At 32.6% G+C, this 18,637-nt stretch carries 17 protein-coding genes and 1 tRNA gene; 2 read left to right on the top strand and 16 right to left on the bottom strand.

From position 1 onward, the window contains the following. Positions 1–3: 3 nt before the first annotated feature. Positions 4–810 carry a DsbA family protein gene (locus tag BLQ93_RS00515; protein WP_159427453.1) on the bottom strand — a complete coding sequence of 269 codons (807 nt, stop codon included), beginning with the start codon at positions 808–810 and terminating at the stop codon, positions 4–6. A gap of 523 nt (positions 811–1,333) precedes the next feature. Between BLQ93_RS00515 and BLQ93_RS00505 the strand changes: the two genes are divergently transcribed. Then, the gene (locus tag BLQ93_RS00505; protein ID WP_092127405.1) at positions 1,334–3,220 is read left to right on the top strand and encodes a GGDEF domain-containing protein; all 1,887 of its coding nucleotides are present in this window, start codon (positions 1,334–1,336) and stop codon (positions 3,218–3,220) included. Here BLQ93_RS00505 and BLQ93_RS00500 read toward each other — a convergent pair. The 13 genes from BLQ93_RS00500 to hisI form a co-directional block, all read right to left on the bottom strand. Further along, a complete protein-coding gene (locus tag BLQ93_RS00500; RefSeq protein WP_092127402.1) occupies positions 3,204–4,604 on the bottom strand; it encodes an amino acid permease in 1,401 nt (466 codons plus the stop codon). The genes BLQ93_RS00505 and BLQ93_RS00500 overlap by 17 nt on opposite strands. Positions 4,605–4,718: 114 nt before the next feature. Next, a tRNA-Met gene (locus BLQ93_RS00495) sits at positions 4,719–4,795 on the bottom strand. Positions 4,796–4,905: 110 nt separating this feature from the next. Next, a complete protein-coding gene (locus tag BLQ93_RS00490; protein ID WP_092127400.1) occupies positions 4,906–6,306 on the bottom strand; it encodes an efflux transporter outer membrane subunit in 1,401 nt (466 codons plus the stop codon). Next, positions 6,303–7,388 carry an HlyD family secretion protein gene (locus tag BLQ93_RS00485; RefSeq protein WP_092127398.1) on the bottom strand — a complete coding sequence of 362 codons (1,086 nt, stop codon included), beginning with the start codon at positions 7,386–7,388 and terminating at the stop codon, positions 6,303–6,305. The genes BLQ93_RS00490 and BLQ93_RS00485 overlap by 4 nt, the downstream gene beginning before the upstream one ends. Further along, the gene (locus BLQ93_RS00480; RefSeq protein WP_092127603.1) at positions 7,385–8,122 is read right to left on the bottom strand and encodes an ABC transporter ATP-binding protein; all 738 of its coding nucleotides are present in this window, start codon (positions 8,120–8,122) and stop codon (positions 7,385–7,387) included. Before BLQ93_RS00480 ends, BLQ93_RS00485 begins: the two co-directional genes overlap by 4 nt. A gap of 4 nt (positions 8,123–8,126) precedes the next feature. Then, positions 8,127–9,263, bottom strand: coding sequence for an ABC transporter permease (locus BLQ93_RS00475; RefSeq protein WP_092127396.1), 1,137 nt, complete (start codon positions 9,261–9,263; stop codon positions 8,127–8,129). A gap of 229 nt (positions 9,264–9,492) precedes the next feature. Next, on the bottom strand, positions 9,493–10,044 hold the full coding sequence (locus tag BLQ93_RS00470) for a TetR/AcrR family transcriptional regulator (RefSeq protein ID WP_159427452.1): 552 nt from the start codon (positions 10,042–10,044) through the stop codon (positions 9,493–9,495). 73 nt (positions 10,045–10,117) lie between these two features. Continuing rightward, on the bottom strand, positions 10,118–10,657 hold the full coding sequence (thpR, locus tag BLQ93_RS00465; protein WP_092127392.1) for an RNA 2',3'-cyclic phosphodiesterase: 540 nt from the start codon (positions 10,655–10,657) through the stop codon (positions 10,118–10,120). Next, complete coding sequence (locus BLQ93_RS00460) at positions 10,654–11,649, bottom strand: hypothetical protein (RefSeq protein ID WP_092127390.1); 996 nt, start codon at positions 11,647–11,649, stop codon at positions 10,654–10,656. The genes thpR and BLQ93_RS00460 overlap by 4 nt, the downstream gene beginning before the upstream one ends. After that, complete coding sequence (locus BLQ93_RS00455) at positions 11,646–12,104, bottom strand: phosphatidylglycerophosphatase A family protein (protein WP_025392468.1); 459 nt, start codon at positions 12,102–12,104, stop codon at positions 11,646–11,648. The genes BLQ93_RS00460 and BLQ93_RS00455 overlap by 4 nt, the downstream gene beginning before the upstream one ends. Continuing rightward, entirely contained in the window at positions 12,101–13,258 is a 1,158-nt protein-coding gene (locus BLQ93_RS00450) for an aspartate aminotransferase family protein (RefSeq protein WP_092127388.1), read from the bottom strand. Before BLQ93_RS00450 ends, BLQ93_RS00455 begins: the two co-directional genes overlap by 4 nt. A gap of 20 nt (positions 13,259–13,278) precedes the next feature. Further along, positions 13,279–14,319: a glycosyltransferase family 4 protein gene (locus BLQ93_RS00445; protein WP_092127386.1), complete on the bottom strand. Its 1,041-nt coding sequence runs from the start codon at positions 14,317–14,319 to the stop codon at positions 13,279–13,281. After that, entirely contained in the window at positions 14,316–15,122 is an 807-nt protein-coding gene (gene hisI, locus BLQ93_RS00440; RefSeq protein WP_245670430.1) for a phosphoribosyl-AMP cyclohydrolase, read from the bottom strand. The genes BLQ93_RS00445 and hisI overlap by 4 nt, the downstream gene beginning before the upstream one ends. A 302-nt stretch (positions 15,123–15,424) precedes the next feature. Here hisI and cysK point away from each other — a divergent pair, with 302 nt between their 5' ends. Further along, positions 15,425–16,351, top strand: a complete 927-nt coding sequence (gene cysK, locus BLQ93_RS00435) for a cysteine synthase A (RefSeq protein ID WP_092127382.1) — start codon at positions 15,425–15,427, stop codon at positions 16,349–16,351. Here the strand turns inward: cysK and BLQ93_RS00430 are convergent. Together BLQ93_RS00430 and BLQ93_RS00425 are read right to left on the bottom strand one after the other, a co-directional pair. Next, entirely contained in the window at positions 16,338–17,543 is a 1,206-nt protein-coding gene (locus BLQ93_RS00430; RefSeq protein WP_092127380.1) for a type II secretion system F family protein, read from the bottom strand. The two genes, cysK and BLQ93_RS00430, sit on opposite strands and share 14 nt — an antisense overlap. A 1-nt stretch (position 17,544) precedes the next feature. Then, positions 17,545–18,633: a type IV pilus twitching motility protein PilT gene (locus BLQ93_RS00425; protein ID WP_092127378.1), complete on the bottom strand. Its 1,089-nt coding sequence runs from the start codon at positions 18,631–18,633 to the stop codon at positions 17,545–17,547. Positions 18,634–18,637 lie beyond the last annotated feature (4 nt).

The following is an 18,637-nucleotide window of genomic DNA, read 5'->3' as shown; positions in this document are numbered from 1 at the left end:
AAGTTATTTTACAAAATTTGCTAAGTTTGTTAAACCGACAATTACAATACCTTTTGTATTTGTTTTTCTTATAATAATTGATGGAGTGCCGTTTAATTTATGCTTAAAAAACTCTTCTTTTAAATAATGAAGCTTTGCCTGGTATTTTGGTGTTAGTTGTTTAATCAAATTTTGGTTTTGGGATACAATTTTATCAACAGATTCAAATGGAGCAGCTTCCACTTTTGCCAATGCGTCAGCTAAATTTGATTTTGATTCTATATCCCAAAACAGCATTGAAGCCTGTGTTGATTTTTCTCCATGTACATCAAAAGGTATTACATAGAGCTTAATTTTGTTTTGTTTTGCAAGTTCAATTGCCTGGGCAAGTTGTTCTTTACAGAAAGGACAATACGGGTCAGATAAAATATAAACTTCCGTTTTTCCATTTCCAAAACTTTTTTTCAAATCTGGGTTTAGTGTTGACAAAACTCTATTAAACCATTCAATATTTACAGTATTATAGGATTCTTTTACTTTTGGCTCAATCTGAGTTATAGAATTATTAGTATACGCTAAAAGATTTGGTATAACATATTTACCATCATTTGATATCCAAAGATACTTATAAACAGTAACCGAGGCATTTTGTGGTTTTAGTGTAGCAATAAATGTTTTAAAACCTGATATTTGAAAATCGTTTGTTTGTTTAAGCTCAATATTAACATTTGGTGGCACGAGTTTTTTTGCTATTGCAGTGTAATCTGGTGCAGCATTTGCAAAAGAATACATTAAAACCAAACCCAAAAAAGTCAAAAAAATTTTTTTCATAATTTTCCTCCAATACAATAAGATAACAAAATTATATCCAAAAAAATATTTTTTGCAAACCATAAAATGAAAATATAAAAAATTTGCATTTTATAATAAAAATAATTAAAATACAAATATGTTTATATTTCTTGCAATTTTTGCTTTTTTAATTAACGTTCCTTTTGGGCGCTTGAGATCAAAAGTTAAAAAATTTTCCTGGCGCTGGTTTGCCTACATTCATTTACCAATTCCATTTATTGCACTTCCGAGGATTTTGCTGGGTATCAGTTATTACTTTATACCGTTGTTTTTAGTGGCTTCTGTGGCAGGTCAGATTACAGGATCTAGACTTAAATTTGGCACCCAAAAGGTATAGCTAATAGTTCGAAATTGAAAAGTGATATATATTTATATAAATTTACTTGTTAAAATTTGTGAAAGTGGGGATTGTTTGTAATAAAAAGGAACGATAAATTTTTTGAATATATAAATTTTAACCACTATTATTTCTATATAATTAAGAAACAGGAAATACAAATATATGAGTAAAAAAATCTTTAAATCAAGATTATCGAGATATTTTGTGCTAAGCTGGGCTGCAATAAGCATAATTATTTTTATCATAGTTTTTATCGTGTTTGTAAGGCTTTATGAAAAAGTTTTAATTAATACTGAGTCAGAACTTTCGACCATCGCAAGACAAAGTGCATTTGCTGTACAAACATACATAGAACTCTTGCATATGGCAGAAACTTCATTTAAGGATTCAATTGAAGAAAACTTTTTCACATATAAAATTCCAGGAATTACAAAAAATATCGTAGATAAAAACCCAGATATTTATGCTGTATTGATTGTTGCACACGATAAACAAATAATCTATTCTTATCCTCAAAAATTTGAAGACAAATTAGCAAAACAAATAACAATATGTAGCAAAAGTGAAATTAATATTAGTAGTGCATTTAGAGCAGATAATATACTGATGGTTACAGATTGCATACCTTTTTCTAAAGGTTATATATTGGTAAGCAGGGTTCCTGTGCTGATGATTGTAAAACCTTTAATAAATGTCCAATATAAATCGTTTAATGTGTTTATATTAAAAAAAGACGGTAAGCTTCAAAACAGCTTAAAAAAAATAGATTTACCTGATTATAAAGATTATATACAACTATCAAAACACACAAGTGGCTATTTTAAGACAGCTTCTCATCTTGTGTCTTACGCTAAGATTCAAAATACCGGAAGGATACTGTTTGTTAGCATCTCAAAAAAAGAAATTTATGAAAATTTTTTTAAAAGCCTTTTGCCATTTTTTCTTATAATTTTAGCAAGTTTTGTTATATTTAGTTTTATTTTGTTTTGGGTTTTTTACAAATTGCAGGATTTTGAAAAACTAAAAAAAATGAGTATTTCATTTGTTAAAATTTCAAATGATGTTAATGCTTTAATGATTGATAAGATTTCATTTAGATCACTTATTGATAAAATTTCACAAAAATTTGTAGAAAATCCCTACATTGACCTTTGTATTTTTTATTTTAAAGAGAAAAACGAAATGAAAATAAAATCATACAGTGCAAAAGAAAACTGCTTGGAATGTTTTGAATTAAAAGCTTTATCAGATAAACTTTGCAGTGTTTATTTTTTAGATTTAGCAAAAAATAGTCTTCAAGCACGTATAATTAATGCAAAAAATTCTCAGATATACAAGCATTGTGGTATTAAATTTGTTGGAGTTTTTCCAGTTGTTTTTGAAAATAAAATTATAGGAAGTTTAATTATTGCAGGTAGAAACGATATTGTATTACAATCAAGCGAAATATCTAACATTTTAATGCAGTTTCTGGATAATTTTAAAAACAAACTCAAACTTATGAAACTTGAAAAACTTCAAGAATCTGGCAAAAGCAAAGCCAGATACTTTGCATACCATGATCAACTTACAGGTTTAAATAATAGAAGTTTTTTTATTGAACGTTTCAATCAAGCAATTGCTAAATCCCGTAGAATTAAAACCAATGTAGCTTTATTTTCTATGGATTTAGATGGTTTTAAGGCAATAAATGATACATTTGGTCATGATATAGGTGATAGACTCCTAAAAGCCGTAGCTAAACGATTAAAATCTGTTGTAAGACAGGAAGATACGCTTTCACGATTTGGTGGAGATGAGTTTTTGCTTTTTACGGATAGTTTTGAAACTAAAGAGGAATTGGAAGAAATAGCAAAAAGAATACTAAATACTATAAAAAAACCATTTATTATTGATACGTACCAAATGAGTGTGGGGATAAGCATTGGTATTGCCTACAGCTTGGGCATTACCAATGCTTCGCAGGAAGATTACCTAAAAGTGGCTGATGAGTTACTTTACACATCAAAAAAAACAGGAAGAAATAAATATACTATTGCTGAAGTTTAGCAAGTCTGCTATTGTATCTTGAATATGTAAAGTAAATTATAAAGCCAATAATAAACCATACAATAAATCTTATCCAGGTTTCAATTGGCAAAGATATCATAAGGTATCCACTAAACAAAATTGCCATTATAGGGATAAAGGGAACCCATGGACATTTAAATTTTCTATTTAACTCTGGTCTTGTATATCGCAAAATTATTACAGAAAGAGAAACGAGTAAAAATGCAAATAATGTACCAATATTTACAAGTTCAGCTAAAACATCAATTGGCAAAAAACCTGCCAGAATGGAAGTAATTATTCCAACAAACCATGTACTCAAATAAGGCGTTTTATGTTTTGGATGCAGTTTTGAAAAAAAAGCTGGCAAAAGACCATCTCTTGACATAGCAAAAAAAATTCTCACCTGTCCATAAAGCATTACTAATAACACTGTTGTAATACCAACGAGTGCGCCAATCGAAACAAGACCGGATCCAAAACTCATGCCGAGATATTCTAAACCTTTTGCAACTGGTGCTGGATCGTTTAGTAGTTTGTACGGTATTATACCAGTCAATATTACAACTACAGCTATGTACAAAATAGAGCTTACAGCTAATGAGCCAATAATGCCAATAGGCATATCACGTGCAGGGTTTTTTGATTCTTCTGCGGCTGTTGATACTGCATCAAAGCCAATGTAGGCAAAAAAGATAATTGCAGCTCCAGCCATTACGCCATGCCATCCATACGGCATAAATGGATGCCAGTTTACAGGCTTTATATGCCATACGGCAACTGCTATAAAAAATAGAATTACAGATACTTTGAATATAACAGCTATATTATTAAATGTAGCACTTTCTCTTATGCCTAAATAAACAAGCCAGGTAAGAAACAGTATTATGCCCATGGCAGGAACATTAACTACCCCGCCAGCTGCTGCAAAAGATGAGTTTGCAATTTGAGCAGGCACGTTTATACCTAAAGAATGCAAAAGCGCAGTAAAGTAGCCTGACCAGCCAAGTGCAATAGCAGGCAGGGCAAATGCGTATTCTAATATCAAATCCCACCCAATAACCCAGGCTACAATTTCTCCTAAAGCTAGATAACTATAACTGTAAGTAGAACCAGAAATGGGAAAGCTTGATGCAAATTCTGCATATGATAAAGCTGTAAATGCACTTGCAAGACCAGCGATAACAAATGATATAATAAGAGCAGGTCCTGCATACTTTGCAGCAGCAACGCCAGTTATTACAAAAATTCCTGTGCCAATAATGCCACCAATACCAAGCAGTATTAAGTCAAACCAGTTAAGTGCTTTTTTAAGTGAATGTGGTTGACCTTCTCTTGTTTCATCTTCAATCATTTCAACAGTTTTTTTTCTAAATAACTCCATAATACCCCCGTCAAAAATTTTACTAATTTTTGATATTATTATAGATTGCTTTTATTGTCAAATTACTTTAAATAATTATCACATTAGCTTAAGTAATAAACTGGGGATTTAATTTGGTAGCGGGGGGAGGATTTGAACCTCCGACCTCCGGGTTATGAGCCCGACGAGCTACCGGACTGCTCTACCCCGCGTCAACAGGATACTATTATAACCACTTTTTCAAAAAAGTCAAATACTAAATTTAAAAGCTTGGGCAACCTTACAAAAGAGGTTGCCCATTTTATTTAATAGGGGGTTTTGGCTAATTTGAAAGTCCCATACCAAGCGCGTTGTATATACTAATGACATCTTCTTTTACAAGCAAGTTTTGGTTTATCAGGTTGTAGTAAGCATTGAGTAAGTTTATTTTGTAGTTTAGATATGTGATGTAGTCAACAGTGCCTGCTTCGTATTGAGCTTTGTATATATCATATAGATTTTTAGCGGATTGATAGTTTTTTTGATAGCTTATGAGAGCCTGGCTGTCTTTTTTATACGAAGCTAAAGCATTATCAACTTCTTTAAAAGCGTTTATCACTGTATTTCTGTAGTTAAGTACGGCTTGCTCATATTGTAATTTTGAGCGCTCATATATGCTTGTATTTTTCTTATAGTTAAACAGTGGTGCAAGGATATTTAACCCAAAGTTCCAGACGTTGCTTGCATTTTCTATAAAGTTTGAAAGGTTTGTTGAAGCATAACCATAATTTGCAGTTAAATTAAATACGGGAAAAAAGTTTGCAAGCGCCTGTTTTTGAGCATATGCATAAGAGAGTACATTGTACATGGCTTCTTTAACGTCTGGTCTTTGGGTTAAAATACTTGAAGGTATTTGAGGAGGTATTAGCTTTGTGTATGATTCTATTATAAAATCCTTGGTGTTTGGGTTTAAGGAAAAGTCTTCTGGGTATTTGCCTAAATAATATGCAAGTGTATTTTGCGTCAGCTGTTTTTGCTTAATGAGGTTATTTAAAACTGTTTTTATATTTTCTAATTGTGTTTTTGCATCTTCAACGGGCTCTATGTTTATAAGACCGCTTTTATATTTGTCCTCGTTTAACTTTAGTATTTCTTTTGCCGCTTCAAGCTGCTGTGTAAAATTTTCTATTGATAGGTTAAGTGCAGCAAGCTGAAAGTAGGTTTGGGCAATATTTGATATAAGTGTAAGCTTTACAACATCTGCATTGGCTTTGGAAAGATTAACATTGGCTTTTGCCTGATTTACGCTGTTTTGGATTTGATGCCATACATCCAGCTCATACGATGCAGACAAACCTGCCTGGTGCAAATTGTATATTTGAGAGTTTGAGAAAGGTGAATTGGATGCATTTTTTGAAGGTTGATTACGCGTTGATGAGTAGGTAGCATTTATTGTAGGTAGCAATGCTGATTGGTTTTGGCCTACATAGGTTTGTGCAATCTGTATGTTTTTTATGGCTATTTTGTAGTTTAGGTTATTATCCAAAGCAGTTTTAATTGTATTATTTAGCTTTTGGTCGTTAAAATTTTCCCACCAACTTTGATTTAGTGTCGAGTTAGTTGAATTTGTTGAGTACTTAAACTGATCTGGTATTTGCACATTTACATTTTTAGGCGCGCTGTATAGCGCGCACGATGATAAAAATGTTGCCAAACCCAAAGCTAAAATTATCTTGTTCTTCATTTCTTTTCTCCTATATACACATCAACTAGCATGCCAGGATAAATTGTTATATCTTTTGGTACTCTAAACTTAAATACTATAGGCAATACCCTTACATCTACCTGTTCTGTTCTTTGATTTGATAGTTCTATTTTTGGTGTGGTATATGGTTGCAAATTTACAAACTCAAGTGGTATTTTTTTATCTGTGCCTCTTATATAGGCGATAGCCTGCATGTCTTGGGGTTTTGGGAGTCTTGGGACAAGTATCTCATCAACATAACATCTAACTTCCATTTCTTTTTCAATATTACCCATCACAACAACAGGACCGTAGCCTTGCGTGTATGTGCCGTATGATCCAGATGGCGATACATAGCTGCCAACAGCTGTGGCTATTTTTAGTATAACACCATCTACCGGAGCTTTAACAGTATATTTATCAAGGAGTGCTTTGTTTGCAAGGTAAGCTTTTTGCGCTGCTTCATACTGGCTTTGTGCGTTTTTAATATCGTAACTCCAGGCTCCAGCTTTCGTTAGTTCATACTGTTTTAGAGCTAACTGATAATTTGCCTGTGCTGTGTCGTATGAATCTCTTGCACTATCATAAGAGCTTTTGCTTACAGAATTTGGGTTTAGCTTAAAAGCTTTTTCTACTTTATCCCACTGGTCTTTTGCGGACTTTAATTGGGCTTTTGCATATTCTAGTTGAGCTTTTGATACCTCAAGCGTTTCTTTTCTAGGTTCTGCTTTTAACTCTTGCAGATAGGCAAGGGCAGCTTGCATTTGATAGTAGGCTTGCTGGGTTATGTTTTTTTGCTGTGTATCATCTATTTTAAAAAGAGGTTCGCCTTTTTTGACATTTTGGCCGTCTTTTACAAAAATTTTAACAACCCTTCCAGATACATCAGGAAAAATATTTATATTTTCACCGTTTGTTTGGTAACTTTCAATAATGCCTGTTGCATATATGCCAGCTTCATAAGGGTTTTTTTCTACATGGACAGGAGGTAAAGCTGTGGTGCGTTTGTTGTAAATATAAGCACTTACAAGGCCTATTAATATGCCAATACTTGCTATTAAAAATATAATCTTTGTTTTCATTGTGCCTCCAATTGAGTAACGCTTGTGTTATTTTTTTCAGTACCAAAATGATTGTTTGTAGTTTGCTTTAATTTGCCATCTTCCATATGTAGTATACGATTTGCATACTCAAATATTCTTGAATCATGTGTGACTATAATTATTGTTCTATCTTGAGTTAAAAGATGTTCTTTTACAAACGATATAATTTGTCTGCCTGTTTCACCATCAAGTGATGCGGTAGGTTCATCAAATATCAATATATCTGGTTTTGATACAATAGCCCTTGCAATAGCAACGCGCTGTTGCTCGCCACCTGAGAGTTTATAGACAGGAAGGTCTGCTTTTGAGCCAAGCCCCATAACATCGAGGTAGTATTTGGCTTCTTTTAAGGATTTATCCCAGTTTTGTCTTTTTAAAAAAAGAGGTATACTGACATTTTCTGTTGTGGTTAATTTTGGAAATAAGTGGTAATCTTGAAAAACAAAACCGATGTGGTTTAAGCGAAAATCAGCCAGGTCATCATCTTTCATTTTCCATATGTCTTTGTCTTTTACTATTACTGTGCCTTCATTTGGTCGCAAAATGCCAGATATTATGCTCAAAAGTGTAGTTTTGCCAGATCCTGATGGACCTACAATATAGAGTACTTCTCCGTAGTAAGCAGTTAGATTCACACCCTTTAGTGCATATGTTTTGCTTTCATCAACACCAAAGTATTTTACTATATTTTTAGCTTCCAATATTGCTTTCATAAATTTATCCTCTAAAGACATCAAAAGGCTCTATCTTTAAAACCTTTCTAATGCCAATGTAGCTTGAAAATCCCGCAATTACCACCACCATCAAAAAAGCAATAAGCATATTCTGGTAGGTAACAATAGCTGCATAGTTTGGTATCCTTGCTTTGGAGAAAGCGATCATAAGTGATGAAAACATAATGCCAAAGCCGTATCCTATAAAGCTTGTAACTGAGGCTTGAAACAGTATCATAGACATAAGCTCGTACTTTTTTGCTCCTATTGCTTTTAGAGCCCCAAACTTTTCTAAGTTTTCAAGCACAAAAGCATAAAAAGTTTGTCCTGCAATGGATAAGCCCACAATAAAGCTGATTAGTGTCATAATCATTATATTTGTGCCCATGCCTGTTTTGTACTTATAGAAATTTTCTATTGTTTTTTCAAATTCTTTTTGAGTCAATGCTTTGTAGCCAAGTTTCTTAACTTGTTCTTGTATGTATGGAATATCGGCATTACTTTTTGGGTTTAGTAGTATATATGACATAGAATACCTTGTTTGAGGTAAATCTTTCGTAGCACGTGTGTATGTTGTATATAGAGTGGGAGTACCAAATAATCCACCACTTGTTGGTTTTGCCAGTGCAACAATTACTGCCCTGTGATCGTTTATACTTAGCACTGAACCAATACCCGGTGAGCCTAACTTTTTATAGTCTGAGTCAACCACGCCTATAAAAGCATCAGAATCATAAATTTTATTTAGATTGCCTTTTATAATTGGCGGTCTGCCAAATAGTGTAGTATCATCCAAGCCTATTATGTTGGCTGCCTGGTAGGTACCATCAGGTAGTTTTACAAGTCCAGAGCCAAAGTAAATTGGCACAGCCATAGCTACACCTTTTATACTTCTTACATAGTCAAGCACATAATCTGGTAATGGGATTGAGCTTCTGTCGTTTTCTACGGATGGATCCATAACCCACATTTTTGCGCCTATATTTATTACATTTGATGTGGACTTTCTCATAATGCCCGCAAACATAGAAGTCATCTGGTTCATTAGAAATACTGCAAATGTAACGCCTAAAATAAGCGTAAAGAATTTACCCCTATCGTTTGCAAGAAGCTTAAGGGCGATTTTTAAAAGTCCTTTCATTTGATCTCCATTTTAAATAAATATGCCTGATTCACAAAAATACACCCAATGCCAAAATTTTTCATTTTGATATTAAAGGTTAAGTGTAAATAGCGTATAAATGAAATGTAAATCAAATGTAAACAAAAAGTATATATTGCCTTTATCGTATCCAAAGAATTTATTTTGCAATAATAATTAACATAAGAATTTTTGCTATGATGATTATTGTAAAACAACATGTTTGTTTTCAAGCGCATATACCACGCATAAAAACATCGAAAGCAATGTTTGATAATTCCTCTATACTATTTTGTGGATTTTTTAAAGCAAGCATAACGTTAATACCAATAAGTAGCTGAAGCATAATCTGTTCATTGTAAGGTTTGAATATCTTTTTTTCGATTCCAGTTTTAAAAACCCTGGTTATAATATTTGCTAATGGATCAAAATATTTATCTTTTAGAGATTTAACTTGTTCAAAATTTGTTGCACTTTCTTTCAACATTAAGTACGAAATATATTTACCTCTTTTCTTTAAAACACCGATATGGATCTTAATAAACTTTTTCAAAAATTCTTTTTCATCTTTAGCTTTAATTCTAGATACACTTTCTAAAAATTCGTCCATATTGGTAGACAACACACTTTCGTAAAGGGCTTTTTTGCTACCAAAGTAGTAGCTTATCATTGCGCTATTGGCTTTTGCTTCTTTTGCAATTTTTCTGATAGAAGTTTCCTGATAGCCGTATTGTGCAAACAATTCACTGGCTTTTTCCAAAATTTTTTCTTTGGTACTCATAAACATCCCTACTTTTTAATCAATCGTATAATTAATACTACATTTTTCTAAAAAAGTCAATAAAAATATAAGTTTATGCTTTAAGTTTAAATTTTTTTATTTGTTTATAAACAGGTGCTGGGGATTTTAATATACTCTCAAAAAGGCAAAATTCTTCCACACTAAAGTTCAAAGTATTTTGGCTTAAAAAATTATTTGCAATTTCGATAAGATTTTTTACTTGGAAAATTTGTACAGTCTTTAGCCTTGCAAGTGTAATATGGCAAACATGGTTTTCTTTTGTAAATAGGGCGTCAAGGCTTGAAGCAATGTTTAAAAAATCAATATTGTTATCTTGGCCCACCCAAAAGATTCTAGGGTCTTTAAGGCTTTTAAAAACACCACTGTTATCAAGTCTTATATCAAATTTTTTGTGTTTTGAAGCAATATTTTCTAAAAATTTTGCAATTGTTTCTATGTTGCTTTCTAATAATTCTCCCAAGAACTTAACCGTTATATGCAAGTTTTCTATTTTTGTAAATTTTATGCCGCTTGATTTTGGCAAGCGCTCCATTAAAAGATTTAATTTGTCTTTAATGTTTTGTGGTAACTCTATTGCAACAAAAGCTCTCATAAACTTCTTGATAGAATAAATTCTCTTAAAAAAAGTATGGCAAAATTAGTTACTTTTTGCCTTACAATATTATACGTACCATAAAATTCTCTAATTAGCATATCAAAAGTTTCATCTTTATACAATACAAAAAATAAAAACCTATTATATTGATTATTATTCAAAATTGTAATAGAACAATCTGAATTGCTAAATTGCAACAAAGCGTTTGAAATCTCTTTTGCGATTGATTGACTAAAGTAGCCATATTTTTCTATATATTTTTGATCTATACCAAAAAAGTAAGATAAAGACTCTATGGGGCATTTGTCAATGCAAAGTGCAATATAATTTTTACTTTTTTCTTGTGACATTAATTTGCTTGTAAAACAACCATTTGTTGACAAATCAGCAATGGATAATTTTGTTAAAGTTTTTTCCAGTACTTCGATTAATGCTTGATTGCAATCCTGGGCACTATATGTAAATATTTTTGATTTTTGAATTTTTGAGTCAAACATATTGTTGTTTTCAAGTTTTATATAGCTTAAAACTTCATCGGAAAAAATTGTGTTTTGTGTGTTAATATTTCCTTCAAAAACGCCTATTACCTGGCTTTTAATATTGAATAGTTTTTTTAGTTCAGAAAAATCAAAACTGTCATCTAACTCTTGAGGTACAAAAACAACAGGCTTTCCGTAAACAATATCTGAAAATATGCCATCTGATAATTTTTTGAAACCAGAAGCTACAATATAGGCTTCTTCTTTAAATACGCTTGGACGCTCAAAACTAACAAGCATAATTTTTTGTAGCTTATGCCATAATTTTTTTGGATAAATAATAAATAAGCCATCTGAATTTTGGAATGCAAACTCTATTGATTTGCGCATGTCGTTAAAATCGCTTGTGCAAGATAAAGTCATAGAGCAAGTTTCACCAATGTTTCTTATGCGACTTAAGTAATAGTTGTGGAAATAGGGTACATCTAAAAATACTACAGAATAACTCATCTAAATATAATATAGAGCAAAATGCCAGCCATAAACCCGCCTACTAAATCATCAAGCATTATCCCAAGACCACCGCTTATGCGTTCTAAAAAATTCAGTGGGGGTACTTTTGATATGTCAATAATTCTAAAAAATAAAAATCCAAGCCACACAGCCCAAAAAGAATAACCTACAAACATAAGCGTAACAAGCATGCCTACCACTTCATCGATAATTATAAATGAAGGGTCTTTTATATTATAGGCGCTTTCTACAATTTCACTGGCGATTGTACCTATTACAAATAAACATGATACTGTTAATGCATAAATACTCAATGAAGTTTCTTTTAAAAACATATATATTAAAATGCCAAATAAAGAGCCCATAGTACCTGGTGCATACGCAGTATAGCCAATCCCAAACACTGTAGCTATTATATCTGCAATTTTTTGTATATCATCTTCAAACTTCATAATGCAGAATCTAAAAACTCAATGAGTCTATCTATGTGCTCTTTTTCAACAATCAAAGGTGGCTCAAACCTCAATGTGTCATTGCCAGCTTTGCCAATTAAAATTTTGTTTTCCAAAGCTTTTTCTACTATTTCATCGCATGGTTTGTCAATGGATATGCCAACAATTAAACCTATGCCTTTTACAGATTTTATTGAGGCTTTTTTTTCTTTTAAGTGCAAAAGCTGGTTTATAAAATACTCGCCTGTTTCTTTTACATGAGATAAAATATTGTTGTTAAATATAAAATTTATTACTTCGCTTGAAACTTTTGTGGCAAGTGGATTACCTCCAAATGTAGAACCATGCGAACCAGGTGTAAAAGCGCTTGCAACATAATCTTTTGCAAGCATAGCACCAATTGGTACGCCAGCTGCCAATCCTTTTGCCAATGTAATAATATCTGGTTTGCAATCATACATCTCATAAGCAAAAAACTTTGAAGTCCTGCCCATCCCGGTTTGAATTTCATCGTCTATAAGCAATATGTCATTTTTTTGACAATAATCTGTTATTTCTTTGATAAACTGAGCATCAGCTTGATTAATTCCACCTTCTCCTTGTATGAATTCTATCATTACAGCGCATACATCTGGGTTCATTTTGCTATAAAAATCATCTATATCGTTAAATTTTGCGTACACAAAGCCTTGTGTTATAGGTTCAAAACCTTCCTGGTATTTTTTTTGACCAGTAGCCGCAAGTGTTGTAATTGTTCTTCCATGAAAGGAATGTTCAAATGTCAGTATTGTTTTTTTGCTTTTTCCATACAAACGGGCAAGTTTAATGGCCGCTTCGTTTGCTTCTGCACCTGAGTTGCAAAAAAATACCTTATCTGCACATGAATGCTCAACGAGTAACTGTGCGGCTTCGGCCTGTTCTTTTATGTAATATAGGTTTGATACATGTATGAGCTTTTTTGCTTGTTCGCAAATTGCATTTACTACAATATCATGTGAGTGCCCGAGAATATTTACAGCAATGCCTGCTAAAAAGTCTAAATAAGCGTTTCCATTATTATCATATAAGTATATTCCTTTTCCATGATCAAAACAAACCTTAGCTCTTTTGTAAGTATTTGCTGTGTATTTATCTGATTGTTCAAAAACATCCATATAGCCTCCTAAAAAACTAATCATTTTTTAAATATGTTACTGAACGTATCATTTATCAGATCGCTCAAGCTTTCAATTGAATACTTTTGTGCTTTTTTTAAAGCAAATGTTCCCATCAGGCTTAAATCTTTATCATGTATGCAAGTCAATGCTTGGTGTAGACTTGAAACATTTGGTTTGCAAATGATTCCGCATGAGTCGTCAACCACTTCACTTAAACAACCTACATTTGTTACCACACAAGGCTTAGCGCATGCAAGAAATTCCAGCGTTGTCCTTGCAATAGCCTCTGAATCAATTGAACTTACAACACCCACATCAAATGCGCTGATTATATCTTCTACATCATCTCTAAGTTTGCTTTCTATAATTACACGGTTTTCTATGTTTAGCTGTTTTATTATTTCCAAGATCTCGCTAATTTTTATTTCTGTTTCATAGACAAGCATAAATAGTTTTGCGCTAAACTCAAGTTTTGCAAATGCCTGGCAAAGCATAAATATGCCTTTTACCTTTGAAGTTCTACCAATAAACCCAAAAACAAAATCCGAATTGTCTATACCAAATTCTTTTCTAACCCTTAGAGCACCTTCTTTTTTAAATGTGAATTTTTTTGTATCGACAACACCATTAATTATGCTATGAGGAATTTTAACTATATTTTCATATCTTTTTGTGCTTAAGAAAACATAATCTATGCAATGTCTGTTTAGAGAAGGTTTTCTATTTTCACCAAAAATTCTAATGAGTTTAAAATTAAAGTGATTTTTTAATAAACATGCCTGGAAAGTTGCATCTCCTCTAATTGTGATAACGATATGGGGTTTTATTTGATTTAGATGTATTCGCATTTGATTTAGGTTTTTAAAAAAAACTATAGGGTTTTTGGTACGTAAGTTTTGTACGTAGTATTTATCTGATTTTACGGATTTGTCTATATAGCTGTCTTTTTGGCATATTAGTGATACAAAGTGCGATTTACTTAAGATTTCTAAAAAAGTTTTGCCTAAAAAAGTTAAAGAGCTATTCCACGGTTCATCTAAAATAATTGCTATATTCATCTTGTTTTTTTTTCGAATTCACCAGAAAAGTTTCTTCTACGCTTTAATTCTTCCAAAATTGCATCAAAAGGTATTTCTTTGTATGCTAGTGCAACTAACAAATGATACAAACAATCGCTTGCTTCGTAAATTATGTGTGATGTGTCGTTTTCTTTTAGTGCAAAAAGAAACTCAAGTGTTTCTTCGTTTAATTTTTTTGCAATTTTTTCCAGGCCATCTGAAAATAATTTAGCAGTATAAGAGTTTTGAGGCATATCTTTTTTTCTTTGAAGTATGGTTTTGTAGAGTTCGTCAAGAATGGTCATCCTTAGCGCTAGTGAAGGATCTACTTGAGATTCTTCGCTTTGCTCAGAATGACATTTCGTGGGAAGTTCTTTCCTATCGCTTACAATGACATTTTCAACATTATAAATAGTTTCTTTAAAATTTTTATCAAGCTGTGGTTGGATTTCTATTATCTGATTTCTAAAATATTCTCTATAAAAACAGCTTCTGTGAAATGTATGGCATGCACAACCCACCTGTTCAACTTTGTAAAGTATACAATCCTCATCGCAGTCAAATAAGATTTGTTTTATTTTTTGTACATTGCCACTTTCTTCGCCTTTTTTCCACAATTTTTTTCTACTTCTTGAAAAATAGTGAGCATAACCTGTTTGAATAGTTTTTTGCAGCGCTTCTTTATTTGCATATGCAAACATTAAAACATCTTTATTGTAAAAATCTTGAGTAATAACGGGCACGAGCCCGTCTTTGTCAAACTTGATTATCTGGCTTAGCTCCATATTTTTATAATATCTCAAAAATACTTTCTTGTAAAGTGTTTTTTAAATTTTGACACATAGCGCAATAAATTATAAAATTTGCTTGTGTAAGCGAAGTTAGTCATCCTGAGTGTAAACGAAGAATCTACTTTGTACCATTATAAAGTGGGGAGATTCTTCGGGCGTTGCCCTCAGAATGACGAGAGAGGGTGTCATCCTAAAGCGTAAACGAAGGATCAACTTTCTTTACCAATTCGTGCGTGCGTGAGGTTTTTTGCTAGCGTTTGAGAATGATGCAAGCTAAGTTTTTTAAATAGGCGTAAAGCCTTGTTGGAGGCAAAATGCGAATTATAGATACAATTGGTAAAACACCATTAATAGAGCTTGATATTAAGTTTAATACCAATGCTAAACTTTTTGCAAAATTAGAAACAAAAAATGCTACATTTTCGGTTAAAGATAGGGCTGCATATTTTATGATTAAAGATGCTTTGGATAGTGGCAAACTAAAACCAGGAATGGAAATTATTGAGCCTACAAGTGGGAATACTGGCATTGCTTTATCTTTTTTGGGTAAATTATTTGGTTTTAATGTAAATATAGTAATGCCTGAATCTATGAGTAAAGAACGCATTAAGTTAATGGAATTATTTGGAGCAAATGTGATTTTAACAAGAGCTAATTTAGGTATGAAAGGCTCAATTGAAAAAGCAAATGAGATTTTAAAAACTTCAAATAAATTTTTTATGCCGGATCAGTTTAATAATCCTTCAAACCCAAAAGCACATGAACTTACTACAGGTCCCGAAATTTTCAATGCTTTAGATGGCAAAGTTGATGTTTTTGTAAGTGGAGTAGGTACAGGTGGTACTATAAGTGGTGTTTCAAAATTTTTAAAAAAAACAAAAAAAGATTGCATAATTGTAGCAGTTGAGCCAGAAAATAGCCCAGCTATAAGCTCCCGCTTAAAAAACATTGATTTTAAACCTAAGCCTCATGCAATACAAGGCATAGGCGCTGGATTTGTACCGAAAAATCTAGATTTAAGTTTAATTGATAAAATCGAGTTAGTAAAAGATGAGGAAGCAATAGAATATGCTATTTACTTATCTAAAAAAGAAGGTATTTTGGCTGGCATATCAAGCGGAGCAAATTTCGCAGTTGCTTACAAGCTTGCAAATAAAAGTGAGTATAAAGATAAAAATATCGTGTTTATGGTTTGCGATAGTGCAGAGCGCTATTTAAGCACAATGCCTATCCACCCTTAATTGCTTGACCAATCTTGAATATAGGTAGATACATTGCTATAACAAGAGTTCCCACTATGACTCCCAATACTACTATAATTATGGGTTCTAACATCGTTGTTAAATTTTTAACACTGTTATCTACTTCTTCTTCATAATATTGAGATACTTTAACGAGCATATCTTCTAGCTTTCCAGTTTCTTCGCCAACAGAAATCATCTGTGATACCATATCCGGAAAAATCCCAGCTTTTGCTATAGGCTCAGACAAATTTGATCCTTCTTTTACCGCTTCTTTGACCTTCGTTAAAGTATTTTCTATAACAAGATTGCCTGAAGTTTTTGCACCTATATCTATAGCTTCCAGGATGCTTACGCCACCTGAAGTAAGCATTGATAAAATAGAAGAAAATCTGGCAATAGATGTCTTTAAAATAAGTGTACCAAGTAAAGGTAATTTAAGCATGAGTGAGTCTACATACGTTCTAAATTTTATACTTTTCTTTTTTGCAATAACAAAAGCCCCAATGATTATTGAAAGAATTAAAAGAATAACAATAATATAGTCTCTTAAAAAATTACTAACGCCAATTACAATGCGCGTCAGCAGTGGTAATTGCATGCCGCTATCTGCATACATTTTACTGAATGTAGGTATTACAAACGTTAATATCAATGCAATAACTGCAACTGCTACAATGCTTACCATGGCTGGATAAATCAAAGCACCTTTAAGTTTGCGCCTTAGCGCCAAATCTTTTTCCATAGTAATAACGAGTCTTTGGAGTACCGCATCTAAGTTACCGCTCGCTTCGCCTGATTCTACCATATTTATATATAAATCAGAAAAGATATCTTTATGTTCTCTTAAGGCGTTTGAAAATGAAGAGCCTGCTTCAACTTTTTCTTTAATATCTGTAATTATTTTTTTAAGTTTTGTATTTTTTACCTGTTCAATTAATATACTAAAAGCAGATACAAGAGGTATTCCGGCATTTAGCATAATGGATAGTTGTTTTGTCATAATCATTAAGTCTTTAGGTTTTACCTTGTTTAAAAAATCCAGTTCAATTGGTGGAGCTGATTGTTTTATGGATAAGACATCAATATTTTGTTTTTTTAATTTCATTATAGCAGCTTCTTTGCTATCTGCTATGACTTCACCTTTACGTTTTACATTATTTATGGTGCCTTTCCATCTAAAGTATGCCATTTTAACCTCTCATGTTTATTTTTATTCTGTCCATCATGTTTTTGAGTTCATCTTTATTTAATGATGCATTAAGTGCTTCATTGTAGGATATTAAACCTTTTGAGTAGAGTTCAAACAATGATTGGTTAAATATTTTCATACCGGTTTTTTCTTGGCCAATTTGCATTGTTGAGTATATTTGGGGAATTTTGTTTTCTCTAATTAAATTCCTTATGGCGGCATTTGGCACCAAAATTTCAACTGCTACAACTCTACCAGAATTATCTTTTTTCTTTAATAATGCTTGTGTTACAATGCCTTGCAATGAAGTAGAAAGTTGAACTCTGACTTGTTCTTGCTGAGAAGCCGGAAAAACATCCACAATCCTTGTTATTGTTTCTGCTGCAGAATTTGTATGAAGTGTGGCAAATACCAGGTGTCCAGTTTCAGCTACAGTAAGTGCTGCTGCTATTGTTTCTGCATCCCTCATTTCACCAATTAAAATGACATCCGGGTCCTGTCGCATAATGTGTTTTAAGCCTTGAGCAAAACTTGATGCATCAGTGCCAATTTCCCTTTGGTTAACAAGAGCTTTATCGTGCTTGTATGTAAATTCAATTGGGTCTTCAAGCGTAATAATGTGAACGGGTCTGGATTTATTAATCAAATTTAAAAGTGCAGCCAAGGTGGTAGATTTACCTGAGCCTGTTGGTCCTGTAACTAAAACCAGTCCTTTTGGTAAATTAGCAAATTCTTTTACTATAGATGGTAAGCCTAAAGTGTTAAAATCTGGAATTTCTTGGGGTATTATCCTGAATGCTCCAGCAACAGAACCTCTTTGCATAAATACATTTGCCCTAAATCGTGCAAGTTCTGGTATGCCAAAAGAGAAATCCACATCAAAGTTTTCTTCAAAGCGTTTTCTATTTAGCTCGTTCATTACGCTGTAGCACAAATCGCGTGTATCTGTAGGAGTTAACATGTCATAATCTAAATTTACAAGATCGCCATTTACCCTTGCTCTTGGCGGAGAGCCTACTGTTATGTGTAAATCACTGGCTTTGATTGAACAGATATGCCTTAAAAGTTCAACTAAATCTTTTGGTTTCATAAAA

The organism is Desulfurella multipotens (assembly GCF_900101285.1).
Lineage (GTDB): Bacteria > Campylobacterota_A > Desulfurellia > Desulfurellales > Desulfurellaceae > Desulfurella > Desulfurella acetivorans.
This window is presented reverse-complemented; position numbering and strand designations above follow the sequence as displayed.